Annotated in this window: 15 protein-coding genes; 8 read left to right on the forward strand and 7 right to left on the reverse strand. The window is 61.0% G+C overall.

All coding sequences use genetic code 11. The features are described 5' to 3' along the window. Positions 1 to 40 precede the first annotated feature (40 nt). Complete coding sequence (kdsA, locus tag FOT55_RS09130; RefSeq protein ID WP_025302497.1) at positions 41 to 895, forward strand: 3-deoxy-8-phosphooctulonate synthase; 855 nt, start codon at positions 41 to 43, stop codon at positions 893 to 895. 47 nt (positions 896 to 942) lie between these two features. Here kdsA and dauA read toward each other — a convergent pair whose 3' ends face one another. Both dauA and FOT55_RS09140 read right to left on the reverse strand, forming a co-directional pair. After that, complete coding sequence (gene dauA / locus FOT55_RS09135; RefSeq protein WP_060442610.1) at positions 943 to 2,631, reverse strand: C4-dicarboxylic acid transporter DauA; 1,689 nt, start codon at positions 2,629 to 2,631, stop codon at positions 943 to 945. A 232-nt stretch (positions 2,632 to 2,863) separates the two neighbouring features. Further along, on the reverse strand, positions 2,864 to 3,349 hold the full coding sequence (locus tag FOT55_RS09140; protein WP_025302499.1) for a heme-degrading domain-containing protein: 486 nt from the start codon (positions 3,347 to 3,349) through the stop codon (positions 2,864 to 2,866). A 198-nt stretch (positions 3,350 to 3,547) separates the two neighbouring features. Between FOT55_RS09140 and FOT55_RS09145 the strand changes: the two genes are divergently transcribed. Further along, complete coding sequence (locus FOT55_RS09145; RefSeq protein WP_043141520.1) at positions 3,548 to 4,648, forward strand: GGDEF domain-containing protein; 1,101 nt, start codon at positions 3,548 to 3,550, stop codon at positions 4,646 to 4,648. A 32-nt stretch (positions 4,649 to 4,680) separates the two neighbouring features. Here the strand turns inward: FOT55_RS09145 and mfd are convergent, their stop codons facing one another. Both mfd and FOT55_RS09155 read right to left on the reverse strand, forming a co-directional pair. Continuing rightward, a complete protein-coding gene (gene mfd / locus FOT55_RS09150) occupies positions 4,681 to 8,154 on the reverse strand; it encodes a transcription-repair coupling factor (protein ID WP_147823386.1) in 3,474 nt (1,157 codons plus the stop codon). A gap of 10 nt (positions 8,155 to 8,164) precedes the next feature. Next, a complete protein-coding gene (locus FOT55_RS09155; RefSeq protein ID WP_016928090.1) occupies positions 8,165 to 8,425 on the reverse strand; it encodes a hypothetical protein in 261 nt (86 codons plus the stop codon). 38 nt (positions 8,426 to 8,463) lie between these two features. On the opposite strand from FOT55_RS09155, the gene lolC reads away from it, so the two are divergent. The 5 genes from lolC to cobB all read left to right on the forward strand — a co-directional run bounded on the left by lolC (position 8,464) and on the right by cobB (position 13,509). Beyond that, positions 8,464 to 9,666 (forward strand): lipoprotein-releasing ABC transporter permease subunit LolC, encoded by a 1,203-nt coding sequence (lolC, locus tag FOT55_RS09160; RefSeq protein WP_004941116.1) that lies wholly within the window; start codon positions 8,464 to 8,466, stop codon positions 9,664 to 9,666. Next, positions 9,659 to 10,363: a lipoprotein-releasing ABC transporter ATP-binding protein LolD gene (lolD, locus tag FOT55_RS09165; protein ID WP_004941120.1), complete on the forward strand. Its 705-nt coding sequence runs from the start codon at positions 9,659 to 9,661 to the stop codon at positions 10,361 to 10,363. Before lolC ends, lolD begins: the two co-directional genes overlap by 8 nt. Continuing rightward, the gene (gene lolE / locus FOT55_RS09170; RefSeq protein WP_025302503.1) at positions 10,363 to 11,610 is read left to right on the forward strand and encodes a lipoprotein-releasing ABC transporter permease subunit LolE; all 1,248 of its coding nucleotides are present in this window, start codon (positions 10,363 to 10,365) and stop codon (positions 11,608 to 11,610) included. Before lolD ends, lolE begins: the two co-directional genes overlap by 1 nt. 53 nt (positions 11,611 to 11,663) lie before the next feature. Further along, a complete protein-coding gene (gene nagK, locus FOT55_RS09175; RefSeq protein ID WP_147823387.1) occupies positions 11,664 to 12,581 on the forward strand; it encodes an N-acetylglucosamine kinase in 918 nt (305 codons plus the stop codon). A gap of 91 nt (positions 12,582 to 12,672) precedes the next feature. Next, the gene (cobB, locus tag FOT55_RS09180) at positions 12,673 to 13,509 is read left to right on the forward strand and encodes a Sir2 family NAD+-dependent deacetylase (protein WP_016928086.1); all 837 of its coding nucleotides are present in this window, start codon (positions 12,673 to 12,675) and stop codon (positions 13,507 to 13,509) included. Positions 13,510 to 13,557: 48 nt separating this feature from the next. Here cobB and potD read toward each other — a convergent pair whose 3' ends face one another. Beyond that, a complete protein-coding gene (gene potD, locus FOT55_RS09185) occupies positions 13,558 to 14,601 on the reverse strand; it encodes a spermidine/putrescine ABC transporter substrate-binding protein PotD (protein ID WP_049207158.1) in 1,044 nt (347 codons plus the stop codon). 236 nt (positions 14,602 to 14,837) lie between these two features. Between potD and FOT55_RS09190 the strand changes: the two genes are divergently transcribed. Continuing rightward, positions 14,838 to 15,548 (forward strand): MurR/RpiR family transcriptional regulator, encoded by a 711-nt coding sequence (locus FOT55_RS09190; RefSeq protein WP_147823388.1) that lies wholly within the window; start codon positions 14,838 to 14,840, stop codon positions 15,546 to 15,548. A 17-nt stretch (positions 15,549 to 15,565) separates the two neighbouring features. Here FOT55_RS09190 and FOT55_RS09195 read toward each other — a convergent pair whose 3' ends face one another. Beyond that, the gene (locus tag FOT55_RS09195; RefSeq protein ID WP_127146171.1) at positions 15,566 to 16,951 is read right to left on the reverse strand and encodes a family 4 glycosyl hydrolase; all 1,386 of its coding nucleotides are present in this window, start codon (positions 16,949 to 16,951) and stop codon (positions 15,566 to 15,568) included. 24 nt (positions 16,952 to 16,975) lie between these two features. Further along, a complete protein-coding gene (locus tag FOT55_RS09200; RefSeq protein WP_147823389.1) occupies positions 16,976 to 18,535 on the reverse strand; it encodes a PTS transporter subunit EIIC in 1,560 nt (519 codons plus the stop codon). Between the last annotated feature and the right edge of the window lie 45 nt (positions 18,536 to 18,580).

Below are 18,580 nucleotides of genomic sequence, written 5' to 3' on the forward strand. Positions count from 1 at the left end.
TTTGCAAGGCGACGGTTACAACCTTAACAAAGGCGAAAGCATGAAACAGAAAGTGGTTAGCATTGGCGACATCGACGTAGCAAACGACCTGCCGTTTGTGCTGTTTGGCGGTATGAACGTGCTGGAATCGCGCGATCTGGCGATGAGCATCTGCGAGCACTACGTCACCGTGACGCAAAAACTGGGCATTCCTTACGTATTCAAAGCCTCTTTCGACAAAGCCAACCGTTCTTCCATCCACTCGTACCGCGGTCCGGGCCTGGAAGAAGGGATGAAGATCTTCGAAGAGCTGAAGAAAACCTTCGGCGTGAAAATCATCACCGACGTGCATGAAGTGGCGCAGGCGCAGCCGGTTTCTGAAGTGGTTGACGTGATCCAACTGCCGGCCTTCCTGGCGCGTCAGACCGATCTGGTGGAAGCGATGGCGAAAACCGGCGCGGTGATCAACGTCAAGAAGCCACAGTTCGTCAGCCCGGGGCAGATGGGCAACATCGTCGACAAATTCAAAGAAGGCGGCAACGACCAGGTGATCCTGTGCGATCGCGGCAGCAACTTTGGTTATGACAACCTGGTGGTCGACATGCTGGGCATCAACGTGATGAAGAACGTGACCGGCGGCCATCCGGTGATCTTCGACGTGACCCACGCGCTGCAGACCCGCGATCCGTTCGGCGCCGCGTCCGGCGGCCGCCGCGCTCAGGTGGCCGAGTTGGCGCGCGCCGGCATGGCGGTTGGCCTGGCCGGCCTGTTCCTCGAAGCGCACCCGGATCCGAACAACGCCAAGTGCGACGGTCCTTCCGCGCTGCCGTTGGACAAGCTGGAGCCGTTCTTGGCGCAGATGAAAGCCATCGACGACCTGGTGAAGAGCTTCCCGGAGTTGGATACCAGCAACTAAGCGCTCGTCGCCATAAAAAAAGCCCGACTCGTCGGGCTTTTTTACGTTTAGGCGCCGGTGGCCGCCAGCGCTTCCGGCAGGGTCGGATAGAACTGCAAGCGGCCCTCGATCGGCTGCACCCGCGCACGCGCCAGGGTTTTCAGCGGCTGGAACGGCACGTCGGTGATCACCAGTTTCTTGTCCGCCGGCAGCACGTCGATAAAGCGACGCAGGGCGCTCAGACCGCCGGCATCGAGCACCGGCACCGCATCCCATTGCAGCACGATCGTGCGGTAACCTTCGCTGCGCGCCAGCAGTTCGGTAAAGATGCGCTCGGCGGCGGCGAAGAACAGCGGGCCGTTCACCCGCAGCACCAGGCGGCCGTCGCCGGCACTCAGCTCGCTCAACCGCGTCATGCGGGCGATGCGGCGCATAAACAGCAGCGAAGCCAGCACGATGCCCACGGTAATGGCGATCACCATGTCGAACAGCACCGTCAGCGACATGCACAGCAGCAGCACCAGAATGTCGTCCTTCGGCGCCCGGCGCAGCAGGTAAACCACCTTGTGGGCCTCACTCATGTTCCAGGCGACCATCAACAGCAGCGCCGCCATCGCCGCCAGCGGCAGATAAGAGAGCCACGGCGCCAGCACCAGCAGCGCCAACAGCACCAGCAGCGCGTGGATGATGGCGGATACCGGTGAGGTGGCACCGGCGCGCACGTTGGCCGCCGAACGGGCAATCGCGGCGGTAGCGGTGATGCCGCCGAAGAACGGCGCGATGATGTTGCCCGCGCCCTGGCCGATCAGTTCGCTGTTCGAGTTATGCTTCTTGCCGGTCATGCCGTCGAGCACCACGGCGCACAGCAGTGACTCGATCGCGCCGAGCATTGCCATCGAAAACGCCGCCGGCAGCAGGGCGGAGACGGTTTGCCAACTCAGAGTGAACGGCTGCCCGCCGCCGCCCGGCAGATCCCAGGGCAGCAACAGCTGCGGCAGGATCGGCGGAATGCCTTGGCCGCTGCTGCCGTCGGCCAGCAGGTAGCTGAAGCGCGAGCCGATGGTTGCCACCGGGTGGTCAAACAGCGCCAGCAGCCCCATCAGCGCGGTGCCCGCCAGCAGCGCCGGCAGGTGGCCCGGCACCCGCAGGCCGAGCTTGGGCCAGAAGATCAGGATCAGCAGCGTCACCGCGCCGATTAGGGTATCGCCGAAATCCAGCGTCGGCAGCGCCTGCAGCAGGGCGTACAGCTTGCCAACGTAATTTTCCGGCGTGTGCGCCAGCTGCAGGCCGAAAAAGTCCTTGATCTGCATGGTGGCGATGGTGATGGCAATGCCGGAGGTAAAGCCCAGCGTCACCGGCAGCGGAATGTATTCGATCAGCCGGCCAAAGCGCGCCAGCCCCATCAGCAGCAGAAATACCCCGGAGATCAGCGTGGCGACCAGCAAGCCGGCCAGGCCAAACTGCTGCGAGACCGGATAGAGGATCACCACGAAGGCGGCGGTGGGGCCGGAGACGCTGTAGCGCGAACCGCCGCTGACGGCGATGACGATGCCGGCGATGGCGGCGGTATACAGGCCGTACTGCGGCGGCACGCCGCTGGCGATCGCCAGCGCCATCGCCAGCGGAATGGCGATAATACCGACCGTCACCCCGGCGATGGCGTCTTTCAGCAACCGCGCCAGGCTATAAGGTTCCCGCCAGCAGGCATCTATCAGCGCGCTGAAGGGGCGAATTTTGTTTATTTCATGCGTTTTCATCTACGGTGCGTACCAAATCTTCAAAAGTGAAAGGAATGGCGGGCCCGATGAGGTCCGTCTTGTCACGTGACAGATACCATACGCCTTTTGTTCAGCGGATTACCAGACCTGCGTCAATTTGGCACAGGAAATCAGAGAGTCGTCGTTTTATCCGGCGCTAAATGCCGTTAAGAGGTAAGTAAGCCGCAGATTCTGCGGCTGAAAAAGAAAGGAATCATCAAGGTTTTGGCGGTTAGTGCAGAGCGGGTAGGGATAAGCCGAGAAAGTGGGCTAAAGTGCTTACCAACAGCTGGTGATCTTCCTTCTGCGGCGCGCCGGAAATGCTGATGCTGCCGACGCAGCCGAGGCCGGTCAGGGTGAGCGGGAAGGCGCCGCCGTGCACCGAATAGTCGCGCACGCTCAGCCCGTAACGCTCCTCCAGCGACGTTTGCCGCTGCTGCAGACGCAGGCCGATGGCGTAAGAACTTTTGTGAAAATGGTTCACCAGATTGCGCTTGCGCCGCACCCAGTCGGCGATGTCCGGCGTGGCGCCCGGCATGGCGTAATAAAACAGCGTCTGCCCGGCCAGTTGGATTTCGATGGCGATGCTCAGGCCGCGTCGCTCGGCGGCGGTTTTCAGCGCCGCGCCCAGCTCCCAGGCGGTGGTGGCGTCAAAATGGGTAAAGGCCAGCGTCGCTTCCTGTTCGCTGAGCGCCTGCAGTTCATCGTCGATATTCATGCGTTTCTCCCCCGATATACAAAGGACAGAGTAGCCTGAAGCGAGCATCGTGAGATAGACGGCTTGGCGATAAGATAGAACTGCTACTCTATTAATAGACTGTGTAAAATGGCCGCCGCCGAAGCGGAGACGACAGGGATGCGTTATTCAACGTCTTTACATTACCCCTGGCGATCCCGAGGAGCGCGCTGACTATTTATGACTTACATTGCGTCCATTTCCACCCTTTACAGCGACGCTTGCATCACCTATGCCACGCTGTCGGTAAGCTATTTCGTTCTCAGCAAGAATGCCCCGTTTTCCTACCGTTCCGCACTGTGGAAGCGCGTCGTGTTCGGCCTGCTGGCCGGGGTGGCGGTGCTGTATTTGAGTCAGGATCGGCTGGTGTTGACCGATAAGGTACATTACAGCTTTGCGATGATCCCGATGATACTGGTGACGTTCTTCGGCGGCGGCGTCAGCGGACTGGTGAGTTTTCTGTTCGCCATGGCGCTGACCGGCGGTTTCACCGTCGATAACCTGTTCATCGCCTCGATCATCGCGCCGCTGCTGCTGTCGCAGGTGTGGCTGAAAAAATCCCACCGGACGTTTTACCTGACGATCGGCATTATCGCGCTGTATCGCATCGCGGTGGTGTGGCTGCTGGTGGACATGAGCGGGCTGTGGCCGGATGTGTTGCTGTACCAGGCGGTCTCCGCGCTCTGTCTGGCGATTTGCTATCATGCGCTGAATTTCAAAGAGCGCCACATCTACGCCTATTTCGCGATGCGTGCGCGTGCCACGACCGACAGTGTGACCCACATCAACAACCGCGCCAGCGTCGATTATCAGCTGATGCTGCAGCGTGCCGAGCGTCGCCCGTGCGGGTTGATGATCCTCGATTTGGATAACTTTAAAAGCATCAACGATACCTACGGTCATCCGGCCGGTGACGTGCTGCTGGCCAGCGTCGGTCGGCTGCTGCAAAACAGCGTGCGTAACGAGGACTTCGTCGGGCGCTACGGTGGCGAGGAGTTTATGGTGATCACCGCCAGCTACGATCCGCAGGTCATCGGTGGGGTAGCCGAACGTATTCGCAGCGCGGTGGAAAGCTCGACGTTCTTGCTGAATGCACACGACGAAGCGCACATCACGATGTCCATCGGCGTGTCGCTGTATCTGCCCGGCATGACGTTGGACAAGGCAATCGCCATGACCGACGAAGCGTTGTACGAGGCGAAGCGCAGCGGCAAAAACCGGGTGGTGACCAGCCGCGTGATGCAGCTGGCGCCGCTGGGCGCCGGTTTTCCGCGCGGATAAGCCGCCCCCGTCGGAGCGACGGGGGCGTTGCCTTAGGCCGCCAGCGTGTGTTCGCGGAAGGCGTTCAGCAGCTCTTCGGTGAACGTCAGGCGTTTCTGGCGATCGGCCAGATCGAGCGTGAACTTCAGCTTACTCGGGCCGTCCAGGCGGTAAACCTGCGGATTGCCCTGCAACAGGCCGATCAGATAACCCGGGTCAACGCGGTTGTTGTCGCCGAACTCGATAAAGCCGCCGCGCTCGTTGCTCTCGATGCGTTTGATCCCCAGCCTCTGCGCATGCAGGCGCAGCGCCGCGCATTGCAACAGGTTGCGCGCCGCATCCGGCAGCTGGCCGAAGCGGTCGATCAGTTCGACCTTCAACTCGTCAAGCTCACCGTCGTTCTTCGCGCTGGCGATACGCTTATACAGTGACAGGCGGGTATTGACGTCGGGAATGAAGTCTTCCGGCAGCAGCGTCGGCATGCGCAGTTCTACCTCGGTCTGGCTGCTGGTGAGATCTTCCAACGACGGTTCGCGACCGTTTTTCAACGCGTCGACGGCGCTTTCCAGCAGTTCCATATAGAGCGAGAAACCGACGGTGGTCATTTGGCCGCTCTGGTCTTCACCCAGCAGCTCACCGGCGCCGCGGATCTCCAGATCGTGGGTTGCCAGCGCGAACCCGGCGCCGAGATCTTCCAGCGACGCGATGGCCTCGAGCCGTTTATGGGCGTCGGTGCCCATGGCTTTCGGGTTTGGCGTCAGCAGATAGGCGTAAGCCTGATGGTGCGAACGCCCGACGCGGCCGCGCAATTGATGCAGCTGCGCCAGGCCGAAGCGATCGGCCCGCTCGATGATGATGGTGTTGGCGCTGGGGATATCGATGCCGGTTTCGATGATGGTGGTGCACACCAGCACGTTGAAGCGCTGGTGGTGGAAATCGTTCATCACCCGCTCCAGATCGCGTTCACGCATCTGGCCGTGGCCGATGGCGATGCGCGCTTCAGGCACCAGCTCAGCCAGGCGCTGCGCCGCTTTCTCGATGTTTTCCACGTCGTTGTAAAGGTAGTAAACCTGGCCGCCGCGCAGCACTTCGCGCAGGATCGCCTCGCGCACCACCAGGCTGTCGTATTCGCGCACGAAGGTCTTCACCGCCAAGCGGCGCGCCGGCGGAGTGGCGATGATCGACAGATCGCGCATGCCGCTCATCGCCATGTTCAGCGTCCGCGGGATTGGCGTGGCGGTCAGCGTCAGGATATCGACATCGGCGCGCATCGCCTTGATGCGCTCCTTGTGGCGCACGCCAAAGCGGTGCTCTTCATCGACGATCAGCAGCCCCAAATCCTTCCAGCGCAGATCGCTCTGCAGCAGTTTGTGGGTGCCGATGATGATGTCCACTTTGCCTTCGGTCGCGTCGTCCAGCACCTGTTGCTGCTCTTTGGCGCTGCGGAAGCGCGACATCATCTCGATGCGGATCGGCCAGGTGGCGAAGCGATCGCGGAAGTTGTCGAAGTGCTGCTGCGCCAGCAGCGTCGTCGGCACCAGCACCGCCACCTGCTTGCCGTTTTCCACCGCCAGGAAGGCGGCGCGCATCGCCACTTCGGTTTTGCCGAAGCCGACGTCGCCGCACACCAGGCGGTCCATCGCCAGCGGCTGGCACATGTCGCTCAGCACCGCGTTGATCGCCTGTTCCTGATCCGGCGTGGTTTCGAACGGGAAGCTCTGGCAGAACAGCTGGTACTGCTCGCGGTTGTGTTTGAAGGCGAAACCGGCCTTGGCGGCGCGCTGGGCGTAAATATCCAGCAGCTCGGCCGCCACGTCGCGCACCCGCTCGGCGGCTTTCTGCCGCGCGCGCGTCCAGGCGTCGCCGCCCAGTTTGTGCAGCGGGGCGTTTTCGTCCGCGCCGCCGGCATAACGGCTGATCAGATGCAGCGAAGAAACCGGCACGTACAGCTTGTCCTCACCGGCGTAGGAGAGGATCAGGTATTCGGCCTTGATGCCGCCGGCCTCCAGCGTGGTCAGACCGACGTAGCGGCCGACGCCGTGCTCCAGATGCACCACCGGCTGGCCGGGATGCAGCTCCGCCAGGTTGCGGATCAGAGTATCGGTATTGATGGTGCGTCGGTTATCCTGCCGGCGGCGGCTGACGCGCTCGCCGAGCAGATCGCTTTCGCAGATCAGCGCCCGCTGGCGCAGGCCGTCGAGGAAGCCGTGTTCGGCGGCGCCGACCATCATGTAACGGCCCGCCGTTTCCGCCTGATCGAGGCGCTGAATCAGCGCCGGCGCCAGCTTGATGCGGCCGAGCAGATCCTGCAGCGTTTCACGCCGCCCCTCGCTCTCGACGGAGAAAATCACGCTGCCGTCGAAGCCTTCGATAAAGCGCCGCAGATTATCCAGCGGGGATTTATGCTGCGCCTGCACCGCCAGATCGGGCAGGGTATGGTAGTCCAGATTGGTATTGCCGGCCTTGGCCGGCAGCTCATCGGTTTTCAGCGCGATGCGCGGCCAGGCCTTCAGCTCGCCGAACAGCGCGTCAACGCGCAGCCACAGCGTATCCGGCGCCAACAGCGGGCGCATCGGATCGACGCGGCGGCTTTCGTAACGCTGATTGACGTCTTGCCAGAAGCGCTCGGCGGCGCCCTCCAGATCGCCGGTGTTGACGATCAGCGTATTGCCTGGCAGGTAGCTGAACAGCGACGGCAGCGGCTGGCTGAAGAACAGCGGCTGCCAGTATTCGATACCGGCGGGCCAGGCGCTTTTGCTGACCTGCTGATAGATGTGTTCGGCGTCGCGACGCACCTCAAACTGCTCGCGCCACTGGCTGCGGAACAGCTCGATGGCGTTCTTGTCGGTGGGGAACTCGTGGGCCGGCAACAGATTGATGGCCTCGACTTCGCTCAGCGTGCGCTGGGTATCGACGTCGAAGATACGCAGACTGTCGATTTCGTCATCGAAAAAGTCGATGCGGTAAGGCTCATCGCTGCCCATCGGGTAAAGATCGAGCAGCGCGCCGCGGGTGGCGAATTCGCCGTGCTCCATCACCTGATCGACGCTGCGGTAGCCGGCCTGTTCCAACTGCGCGCGCAGCTTGTCGCGCGACAGGCGCTGGCCTTTCTTCATCACCAGCGCGTGGCCGTGCAGGAATTCGTGCGGGCAGACGCGCTGCATCAGGGTGTTGACCGGCAGAATGATCACGCCGCGCGCCATGGTCGGCAGGTGATACAGGCTCGACAAACGATCTGAGATGATTTCCTGGTGCGGCGAGAAGCTGTCGTACGGCAGGGTTTCCCAGTCGGACAGCGTGGTCACCATCTGGTCAGTGAACTGCTGGATCTCGTCGCGCAGCCGCAGGGCGTTTTGCATATCCGGCGCGATCAGCATCACCGGGCCAGGGTGGCGTTCGACGATCTCGGCGCATTCCACGGCACAGGCCGCGCCGGTCAGTTGCCCCAGTTGGCGCAGATCGCCCGCGCGATCGGGCAGAGAATAACGAGGGGATGAAGAACGGTTACGGCTATCGGAAGTGCTCATTCAGGTATCTTTAATCAATGTGTTGGATGGCGTCCCGGCACGGATAACCCAGCGCCTTTATGCTGTTTATAGTAGCCCAGCGGCCGGCAAACTGACACAGCAAAAAGCGCTGCTCATCAATTTTCTGCCGGTTATTTAACCGGTTAATGCCGTCTGTTTTTTGCGGCTGAGGATAAATAACGCGCGAAGCTGCCGCCGTCTCCCTCTTCGCCGCCACGCAATAAAAGGCCGTCGGGTGTTCCCTAAACGAGGGAGAGCCTTTATTATCCATGATCACTTTGCTTAAGCCACGGCTATCAAACGGATTTCATGTATCAACCTGTCGCGTTATTCATTGGCCTGCGCTACATGCGCGGGCGAGCCTCAGACCGCTTCGGGCGGTTTGTTTCCTGGCTTTCCACCATCGGCATTACGCTGGGGGTGATGGCGTTGGTCACCGTGCTGTCGGTGATGAACGGTTTCGAAAAGGATCTGGAGAACAACATCCTCGGCCTGATGCCGCAGGCGTTGGTCACCAGTCCACAGGGATCGGTCAACCCGCAGCAGCTGCCGGCCTCCGAGGTGCAGAAGCTGCAGGGCGTCACGCGCGTTGCGCCGCTGACCACCGGTGACGTGGTGCTGCAAAGCGCCCGCAGCGTGGCGGTTGGGGTGATGCTTGGCGTCAATCCCGACGAGGCCGATCCGCTAACCCCCTATCTGGTCAACGTCAAGCAGCAACAGCTGCAGCCGGGCCAATACAACATCATCATCGGCGAACAGCTGGCGGGGCAACTGGGCGTCAAGCGCGGCGATTCGCTGCGCGTGATGGTGCCGAGCGCCAGCCAGTTCACACCGATGGGCCGCATCCCCAGCCAGCGCCTGTTCACCCTCATCGGCACCTTCCATGCCAATAGCGAGGTGGACGGCTATCAGCTGTTGGTCAACCAACAGGATGCCTCGCGCCTGATGCGTTACCCGGCCGGCAACATCACCGGCTGGCGCCTGTTCCTGCAACAGCCGCTGACGGTCGATACCCTCAGCCAACAGGCGCTGCCGGCGGGCACCGTCTGGAAAGACTGGCGCGATCGCAAGGGCGAGCTGTTCCAGGCGGTGCGCATGGAGAAGAACATGATGGGGCTGCTGCTCAGCCTGATCGTGGCGGTGGCGGCGTTTAACATCATTACGTCGCTCGGCCTGCTGGTGATGGAGAAGCAGGGCGAGGTTGCCATTCTGCAGACCCAGGGGCTGACCCGCCGCCAGATCATGTCGGTATTCATGGTGCAGGGCGCCAGCGCCGGCATCATCGGTTCGCTGCTCGGCACGCTGCTCGGCGTGCTGCTGGCCACCAACCTGAATAACCTGATGCCGATCCTCGGCGCCTTGATCGACGGCGCTTCGCTGCCGGTGGCGGTCGATCCGCTGCAGGTGACGATCATCGCCGTGGTGGCGATGGCGGTTTCCCTATTGTCCACGCTTTATCCTTCATGGCGCGCTGCCGCCGTACAACCCGCTGAGGCTTTACGTTATGAGTAACCATCTTTTGTTGCAGTGTGACAACCTGTGCAAGACCTATCAGGAAGGCAACCTGCACACCGACGTGCTGCGCAACGTCAGCTTTGCTATGCAGCAGGGCGAAATGATGGCGATCGTCGGCAGCTCGGGTTCCGGCAAGAGCACCCTGTTGCACCTGCTGGGCGGGTTGGACTCACCGACCTCCGGCGAGGTGATTTTCAAGGGCGAATCGCTGAACGCCATGTCTTCGGCGGCCAAGGCTGAGCTGCGCAACCGCCAGTTGGGCTTCATCTATCAGTTCCACCACCTGTTGCCGGACTTCACCGCGCTGGAAAACGCCGCCATGCCGCTGCTGATCGGCGGCGCCAAACCGGCGCAGGCGCAGGAGAAAGCGCGGGAGATGCTGGCGGCGGTCGGGCTGGAAAAGCGCAGCAAACACCGTCCGTCCGAGCTTTCCGGCGGCGAGCGTCAGCGCGTAGCGATCGCCCGCGCGCTGGTCAACAACCCGGCGCTGGTGCTGGCGGACGAACCGACCGGTAACCTGGATAAACGCACCGCGGACAGCATCTTCGATCTGCTGGGCGAGCTGAACGTGCGTCAGGGCACCGCGTTCCTGGTGGTGACGCACGATCTGCAGCTGGCCAAGCGTCTGAGCCGCCAGCTGGAAATGGCCGACGGCCACCTGCAGGCGCAGCTGACCCTGATGGGGGCCGAGTAATGGCGGGAGCCTCACTGTCCTTCCTGACGGCCCTGCGTTTCAGCCGCGGCCGTAAACGCGGCGGCATGGTGTCGCTGATCTCGGTTATCTCCACCATCGGCATTGCGTTGGGGGTGGCGGTGCTGATCGTCGGCCTGAGCGCGATGAACGGCTTTGAGCGCGAGCTGAAGAACCGCATTCTGGCGGTGGTGCCGCATGGCGAACTCGAACCGGTCAATCAGCCGTTCAGCGGCTGGCCGTCGATTCTGCAACGGGTGGAAAAGGTGCCAGGCATTGTGGCCGCCGCACCGTACATCAACTTTACCGGCCTGATGGAAAACGGCGCGCAGCTGCGCGCGGTGGAAGTCAAAGGCGTTGATCCGCAGCAGGAGAGCCGGCTGAGCGCGCTGCCGCAGTATGTGCAGGGCGACGCCTGGGCCAACTTCAAGCCCGGCGAGCAGCAGGTGATCCTCGGCAAGGGCGTGGCCGACGCGCTGGGCGTCAAGCAGGGCGCCTATGTCACGGTGATGATCCCCAACAGCGACCCGGAAATGAAGCTGCTGCAGCCGAAGCGCATTCGCCTGCATGTGACCGGCATTTTGCAGCTCAGCGGCCAGCTCGATCACAGCCTGGCGCTGGTGCCGCTGGCCGATGCGCAGCAGTATCTCGACATGGGTGACAGCGTCACGGGTATCGCGCTCAAGATGAACGACGTGTTCGCCGCCAACAAATTGGTGCGCGACGCCGGCGAAGTGACCAATTCTTATATCTACATCAAAAGCTGGATCGGCAAGTACGGCTATATGTATCGCGACATCCAGATGATCCGCGCCATCATGTACCTGGCGATGGTGCTGGTGATCGGCGTAGCCTGCTTCAACATTGTCTCCACGCTGGTGATGGCGGTGAAAGACAAAAGCGCCGACATCGCAGTGCTGCGTACCCTGGGCGCCAAAGACGGTTTTATCCGCGCCATCTTCATCTGGTACGGGCTGCTGGCCGGGCTGCTGGGCAGCCTGAGCGGCGTGGTGATCGGGGTGATCGCCTCGCTGCAGCTGACCAACATCATCCGGGGCATCGAGAAACTGGTCGGCCATTCCTTCCTGTCGGGCGATATCTACTTCATCGACTTCCTGCCTTCCGAGCTGCACTGGCTGGATGTGCTGATCGTGCTGGCGACCGCCATCGTGCTGAGCCTGCTGGCCAGTTGGTATCCGGCGAGGCGCGCCAGCCGCATCGATCCGGCGCGGGTGCTGAGCGGACAATAAAACCCACGGGGAGGCAGCGATGCCGCCCCGTTTTTTTAGCCTGGGGATGGGTTATGTACTACGGTTTCGATATGGGCGGCACCAAGATTGAGCTGGGGGTGTTCGACGACAACCTGCGGCGCATTTGGCAAAAGCGGGTGCCGACGCCGCGCGACGATTATCGGCAACTGCTGGCCACGCTGTGCGATCTGACCCTGGAGGCGGATGCGTTTTGCGGCCGGCGCGGCAGCGTCGGCATCGGTATTCCGGGCCTGCCCAACGACGATGACGGCACGCTGTTTACCGCCAACGTGCCGGCGGCGATGGGGCGTCCGCTGCCGCGCGATCTGGCGGCGCTGATCGGGCGCGAGGTGCGGGTCGATAACGACGCCAACTGCTTTGCGCTGTCGGAAGCCTGGGACGACGAGTTCCGCCGCTACCCGACGGTGCTGGGCATCATCCTCGGCACCGGCGTAGGCGGCGGCCTGATCGTCGACGGCAAGACGGTGCCTGGGCGCAACTATATCGCCGGCGAGTTCGGCCATTTGCGCCTGCCGGTGGACGCGCTCGAGGTGCTGGGGCGTGATGTGCCTCGCGTTGCCTGCGGGTGCGGCCATCAGGGTTGCATCGAAAATTACATATCGGGCCGCGGTTTCGAATGGATGTACGCCCATTTCTATGGCCGGCGCTTGCCTGCCACCGAGATCATTGCGCATTATCAGGCGGGTGAGCCGCAGGCGATGGCCCACGTCGACCGCTTTATGGACGTGCTGGCGATCTGCCTGGGCAACCTGCTGACGGTGCTGGATCCGCATCTGGTGGTGATCGGTGGCGGGTTGTCGAACTTCGACGCCATTTATCAGGCGTTGCCGCAGCGGCTGCCGGCTCACCTGCTGCGGGTGGCCCGGCTACCGCGCATCGAGAAAGCGCGCTATGGCGACGCCGGCGGCGTGCGCGGCGCAGCGTTTCTCAATTTGGCTCGCCCAACGTAATGGGCGTTGCGGCCAGGCGTGAATATATGCAGTCAACAACGCCGCAACGTCCAGTAAGAAGGGTAAACAGGGAAAAGTAAGGAGAGAGTTAATGCACACTCGCCATCGGCTGTGTCAGTTTCGCAAGAGTAAGCATGTGCTGCATCAGCGCTTTCGTTCACGTATTTTTCACCGTGACACCATGGCGGCGGCAGAGCTGAAAAAGCCGTTTGTGGTGGTGTTGACCGGGGCCGGCATTTCGGCCGAGTCGGGCATTCGCACCTTCCGCGCCGCGGATGGGCTGTGGGAAGAGCACCGGGTGGAGGACGTCGCCACGCCGGAAGGTTTCCAGCGCGATCCGGCGCTGGTGCAGGCGTTTTACAACGAACGCCGCCGTCAGCTGCAAACGGAGGAGATCGTCCCGAACGCCGCGCACCGCGCGCTGGCGGATCTGGAAGAGTGGCTGGGGGACAACTTCCTGCTGGTCACGCAAAACATCGATAACCTGCATGAGCGCGCCGGCAGCAAGCGGGTGTTGCATATGCACGGCGAATTGCTGAAGGTGCGCTGCACCCAGTCGGGGCAGGTGTTCGAATGGCCCGGTGATCTCAGCGTCGACGATCGTTGCCATTGCTGCCAGTTCCCGGCGCCGCTGCGGCCGCACGTGGTGTGGTTCGGCGAGATGCCGCTGGGCATGGACGACATCTACCAGGCGCTGAGCAAGGCCGATTTCTTCGTCGCCATCGGCACTTCCGGCCACGTCTATCCGGCGGCCGGGTTCGTGCATGAGGCGCGGCTGGGCGGCGCCTATGCGATGGAGCTGAACCTGGAGCCGAGTCAGGTGGAAAGCCAGTTCGACGAGAAACACTACGGTCTGGCCAGTGAAGTGGTGCCGCGTTTTGTGCACAAATTCCTGGTGGGCAAGGTGGCGCGGGCCGACAGGCCCTGAGAAAGGCATCAGGGCGCACTGCGCGCCCTGATGTGATGGCGGGGCGTATTAGCGCCCGGCTTTCAACTTTTGGAAGTAGCTTTCGTACAGCGTGCTGGCGTCGCCGACGTCGTTTTGCCACTCGCCGTGCTCAATCACCGTCTTATCCGGGTAGAGAGACGGATCGTTGGCGATCTCCGGCGACAGCAGCTTCTTCGCCGCCAGGTTCGGCGTCGGGTAACCGATGGTCTCCGCCACCTGCACCGCGATTTCCGGCCGCAGCAGGAAGTCGATCAGCTTCAGCGCCCCTTCGACGTTGCGCGCGTTGGCCGGAATGGCCAGGCTGTCCATCCAGAAGATCCCGCCTTCCTTCGGCCAGACGATCTCCAGCGGCGTGCCGGCCTGGCGCGCCACAAAGGCCGAACCGTTCCACACCATGCCGACGTTGACTTCCCCTTCCATAAACGGGTTGCCCGGGTTGTCGGAGTTGAAGGCCAGCACGTTTGGCATCAATTTTTGCAGTTCGTGGTAGGCAGCTTCGATCTCCTTCGGATCGGTGGTGTTACCGGAATAGCCCAGCTTGAGCAGCGCCATTTGGAACACTTCGCGTGCGTCGTCAGTCAACAGCAGGCGGCCCTTGTACTGCGGTTGCCACAGATCGGCCCAGGCGGTAACGGTAGAGGGATCTTGCGCGTCGCTGTTAACGCCGATGGCAGTAGCGCCCCAGATGTAAGGAATGGAATAGTCGTTGTTGGGATCGAACGGCTTGTTCAGCAGGGTGGGATCGAGATCCTTGAAGTGGCTGAGCTTGCTCTTGTCGATTTTTTGCAGCATGCCTTCCTTGCTCATCTTGGCGATGAAGTAAGTGGAAGGCACCACCAGATCGTACGCGCCGTCTTTGTAGGTTTTCAGCTTGGCGTACATGCTTTCGTTGGATTCATAGGTGGAATAGATCACCTTGATGCCGGTTTCCTTGGTGAACTGCTCCAGCAGCCCCGGCGGGACGTATTCAGTCCAGTTATAAAAGTACAGTGTCTTGCCGTCAGAGGCGTTTGCAGAGCAGAAACTCAGCGCCATCATCCCGGCTGCGAGCAGATGTGACCACTTTTTCATGCAGCGTATCCTTCAGCAGTAGTGAGCCGAACCCGTATGGGCTGCCGTTTTCGGCCGCGCCATACCCCAGAAAGGGGCCATTATAGGGGCCGGGGCGGGGTGGGTAAAGGCGGTTATCCCGTTGGCAAATCAAGGGGTTCGGCGGCTTAAAGCGCATCACAATTTGTGTGTCTCGCGCTGGACAGGCGGTGAAGCGCGTGCGAAACAATAATTTTGGCGAATAAACGAGGGCGGCGATGAATTTCAAACAGGTCTTCAGCCAGGCGGAGCTCAGCAAGACGGATCTGACGATTTTGCACTGCATTCTCGACAACCCGGACGCCTGCATCGACGACGGCATCCGCGCGGTGTCCGCACGCTGCTACAGTTCCCCCTCGACGCTGGTGCGGCTGGCTAAAAAGCTGGGCTTTCGCGGCTATCTCGAACTGGTCTATTTCATCAAGTTCAACCTGACGATGGCGCCGGCCTACCAGGCGGCACGCCCTACGTCGGCGGCACCGCCGGCCCAGCAGGCGCAGTTTCTCGATCTGCTCGGCAGCGGCAAGATCCTGATCCACGGCAGCGGTTTTTCACAGCTGGTGGCGCAGTATATGTACAACAAGTTTATGACGCTGGGCGTAGACAGTTACCTGTCGCTGTGGCCGGATTTCGACATTCTTGACCGCGAGACGCGCTTTCGCTTCGACATGGTGATCGTGATTTCAAAGTCGGGCAACAGCGGCTCGGCGCTGAGCTGGAGCGAGGCGGTGAAGCGTAATCACATTCTGCTGGCGGCCTTCTGCGGCGACGGCGACAGCCCGCTGGCGCAGCAGGCCGATATGACCTTTCTGTTTGAGGATCGGCAAAAATACGATCACGATATCTACTATCCCAACCCATTTTTCGGCCACTGTCTGTTGGGATTCGAGAATGTGATCACCGCCTGGTTTGAACGACGCGGCCGCTGACGGCCGCATCGCACCGTTTAGCGCCAGTGCCTGGCATACTGACGGTGGGCCAGCAGGTACTCCTCCACCAGCGTTTTCGCCAGCGAGTAGGAGTTGACCAGCGGGTGCACCATCAGCGCCTTGATGGCCAGTTGGCGGTTGCCGGTCAGGATCGCCGCCACCGCCAGCCGTTCGTACTCTTTCACCTGCGAAATCAGGTTTTTCTGGGTGTCGGGAATATCGCGCATTTTTACCGGCTGAATGCCGGCGCTGCTCAATTCGCAGCTGATTTCGATCACGTCTTCCGGGTGCAGAAAATCGAGCGAGTCGCGGTTTTGCATCGATACCACTACGCGTTTTTGCCGGCCGCTGTTGACCGCCTCCAGAATGTCGATCGCCACCCCGGCATAGCCGCCGCTGTCCGGCTGCTCGATAAACTGTTGCAGCGTCAGCATCTCACGTTTTTTCACCTTGCCCTGGTTGGACTCGCGCTGCATGTAGGAGTTTTCGCGCTGCAGATAATGGCTGAAGTAGACAGAGAAGGCGTGTTCCAACTGGTGGGGGATGTCCAGCTCGCCTAACTCTGACAGCATTTGGCGGTTGATCGCCGCGATTTGTTCGCCGCGGGTCTCGCCGCCCGCGACGATGGCGGCGATCGCCTGCTCACGGTAGTAGTAATAGTAGAGATACTCGTTGAGCATCAAATTGTCTGACAGCGCCACCAGCTCCGGCGAGAAGTATTTCATGCAGGTATCGCGATACAGGCGCGGATCCGCCAGCAACTGTTCCGTGACCGGCTCGCCGTTGACGCGCGCATTGCGGAACCAGGAAAGATGGTTGAGGCCGAAGCAGTCGACGCTCAGTTGGTCTTCGCGGCAGTCCAGCAGCTCGGCCAGTTCGCGGATAAACTCGCTGGGGGCGTCGCAGATGCCGTAGACCCGGCGCTGGAAGCCGGATTTGATGATCGCCTCGGTCACCATGCCGGAAGGATTGGTGAAGTTGAACAAGACCGCCGCCGGCGAGGAAAGCTGCTCGATCAGGCGGCAATAGTCGAGGATCGCCGGAATTGAACGCATCGCCATGGCGAAGCCGCCGGCGCCGGTGGTTTCTTGCCCGAGCAACTGGTGATTGAGCGCGATGCGCTCGTCATGGATGCGGCCTTCCTCGCCGCCGATGCGCAGGGTGGTGATGATGTAATCGGCGTCTTGCAGCGCCTGGCGCGGATCGCTGCTGAGGCTGAAAGCAATGTCGCCGCGAATGCGCTGGAATACGCCCTGCGCGAGGGCGCCGTAGATCGCCAGATGGCGCTCATCGGTATCCATAAACACCACTTCGGTAATGCCGATGCGATGGGCGTTATAGGCGATGGATTTGGCGAGGAACGGGGAACGCACGCCGCCGCCGCCGAGAACGGTTAATTTCATTCGATATCTCCCATTAATAAAGCGTTAGAGTGCCGCTAAATATTTCTCTACCTGATTTTTGACCTTGCCGACCGTGACGCCGTAAATCACCTGCACTTCACGGCGATTCTTCACCACGCCTTTGGCGCCGGTACTTTTCAACGCGGCCTCATCCACCCGCGCCATATCCTTTAATTCCACCCGCAGCCGGGTAAAGCAGTTATCGACGGAAATAATGTTTTCCTTGCCACCCAGCGCGCGAATAATGATGCCGCTTGGCTCGTCCGGGGTATTTTTACGGTTCCGGTAATCCTGTTTGGAATAGAGTTTGACGTCCTGATCATCTTCACGGCCCGGCGTTTTCAGATTGAGCTTCAGCACCAGCGTTTTGAACACCAGGTAATACACCGCAAACTGCACCAGCCCGATGACCACATACAGCGGCCAGCGGGTGAGAGAGACCGGCAGCGGCAGGTTGTAGGCCAGGAACTCGACCAGCCCGCTGGCGCCCCAGGGGCGCACCTGGAACAGGTTGCAGGCTACCTGCGAGAGCGCGGTCAACACGGCGTGGATCACCCACAACAGCGGAGAGATAAACAGGAAGGTGAACTCTATCGGCTCGGTGATGCCGACCAGGATCGAGGTGGTGATGGCCGGGATCAGAATCGCCTTGGCCAGCATTTTCTTTTCCGGTTTGGCGGTGTGATAGAAAGCCAATGCCGCGCCCGACAGGCCGAAGATGGTCACCATCCCTTGCTGCGAGAAACGCAGCGCCTCGTTCATCAGCGGCGAGATGCTTGGGTCGCGCATGTAGGCCAGGAAAATCGCCTGCGAGCCGGAGACGGTCTGGCCTTCTTGTACGATCGAACCGCCGATACTGGTGAGCTGGAACGGCGACCAGATAAAGTGGTGTAGCCCGGTGGGGATCAGGAATTTCTCGAAGAAGCCGTAGACGAATACCCCGAGCGAGCCGGCGCTTTTCATAAAGCCGGTGAGCGCGATCAGGCCCTGTGAGATAGCCGGCCACAGGTAGCTGAAGGCGACGGCGTACAGCATGATGATCGGCGTCATGGCAATCAGCACCAGCTTGGCGCCGCCGTAGACCGAGAACACGCCGTTGAGTTCGACGTTGCACAGGCGGTTATGCACCCAGGCGATCGTGACGCCGAGGATAAGACCGAGGAAAATGCCCATATCCACCACGGTAAAACCCAGCAGTTCCGTCTGCCCGGTGCCGTAATATTCGCCGTTGATCTTGGCCGCGACGTGGCCGCTGAGTTGCAGATAGGACGAATTGGCGCCGAGGAACATGATAAAGCACATCACCGCGACCAACGCCGCTTCGCTTTTCTTGTCTTTGGCCAGGCCGTAGGTAATGCCGATGCAGAAAATCAGCCCGAGGTTGCCGAATAACGGCCAGAAGGTATCGCCGATCATTTTACCGATAGAGAAGACGGCGGAGTGTTCATTGATTAATGTGGCATTGGTAAGAATAGAACTGAGCGCCAGGATCAGACCGATTACCGGCAGGAAAAATATCGGCCCCATCATGGCTTTGGAGAAAAGCTGCAGCTTGTTTAAGATATTATCGATAATACCTTTCATGGCAGTTCCTTTTTATATTTTAATGGATGACGACGTTGCTGAATA

It is taken from the genome of Serratia bockelmannii (assembly GCF_008011855.1).
GTDB classification, from domain to species: Bacteria; Pseudomonadota; Gammaproteobacteria; order Enterobacterales; family Enterobacteriaceae; genus Serratia; species Serratia bockelmannii.

What these genes read in the sequence shown, in the direction of transcription:
- nagK (WP_147823387.1), top strand. Translation starts at nt 11,664, where the DNA reads ATGTACTACGGTTTCGATATGGGCGGCACCAAGATTGAGCTGGGGGTG.
- FOT55_RS09190 (WP_147823388.1), top strand. Translation starts at nt 14,838, where the DNA reads ATGAATTTCAAACAGGTCTTCAGCCAGGCGGAGCTCAGCAAGACGGAT.
- cobB (WP_016928086.1), top strand. Translation starts at nt 12,673, where the DNA reads ATGCACACTCGCCATCGGCTGTGTCAGTTTCGCAAGAGTAAGCATGTG.
- FOT55_RS09145 (WP_043141520.1), top strand. Translation starts at nt 3,548, where the DNA reads ATGACTTACATTGCGTCCATTTCCACCCTTTACAGCGACGCTTGCATC.
- lolD (WP_004941120.1), top strand. Translation starts at nt 9,659, where the DNA reads ATGAGTAACCATCTTTTGTTGCAGTGTGACAACCTGTGCAAGACCTAT.
- FOT55_RS09155 (WP_016928090.1), bottom strand. Translation starts at nt 8,425, where the DNA reads ATGGATAATAAAGGCTCTCCCTCGTTTAGGGAACACCCGACGGCCTTT.
- mfd (WP_147823386.1), bottom strand. Translation starts at nt 8,154, where the DNA reads ATGAGCACTTCCGATAGCCGTAACCGTTCTTCATCCCCTCGTTATTCT.
- lolC (WP_004941116.1), top strand. Translation starts at nt 8,464, where the DNA reads ATGTATCAACCTGTCGCGTTATTCATTGGCCTGCGCTACATGCGCGGG.
- kdsA (WP_025302497.1), top strand. Translation starts at nt 41, where the DNA reads ATGAAACAGAAAGTGGTTAGCATTGGCGACATCGACGTAGCAAACGAC.
- dauA (WP_060442610.1), bottom strand. Translation starts at nt 2,631, where the DNA reads ATGAAAACGCATGAAATAAACAAAATTCGCCCCTTCAGCGCGCTGATA.
- FOT55_RS09200 (WP_147823389.1), bottom strand. Translation starts at nt 18,535, where the DNA reads ATGAAAGGTATTATCGATAATATCTTAAACAAGCTGCAGCTTTTCTCC.
- potD (WP_049207158.1), bottom strand. Translation starts at nt 14,601, where the DNA reads ATGAAAAAGTGGTCACATCTGCTCGCAGCCGGGATGATGGCGCTGAGT.
- FOT55_RS09195 (WP_127146171.1), bottom strand. Translation starts at nt 16,951, where the DNA reads ATGAAATTAACCGTTCTCGGCGGCGGCGGCGTGCGTTCCCCGTTCCTC.
- FOT55_RS09140 (WP_025302499.1), bottom strand. Translation starts at nt 3,349, where the DNA reads ATGAATATCGACGATGAACTGCAGGCGCTCAGCGAACAGGAAGCGACG.
- lolE (WP_025302503.1), top strand. Translation starts at nt 10,363, where the DNA reads ATGGCGGGAGCCTCACTGTCCTTCCTGACGGCCCTGCGTTTCAGCCGC.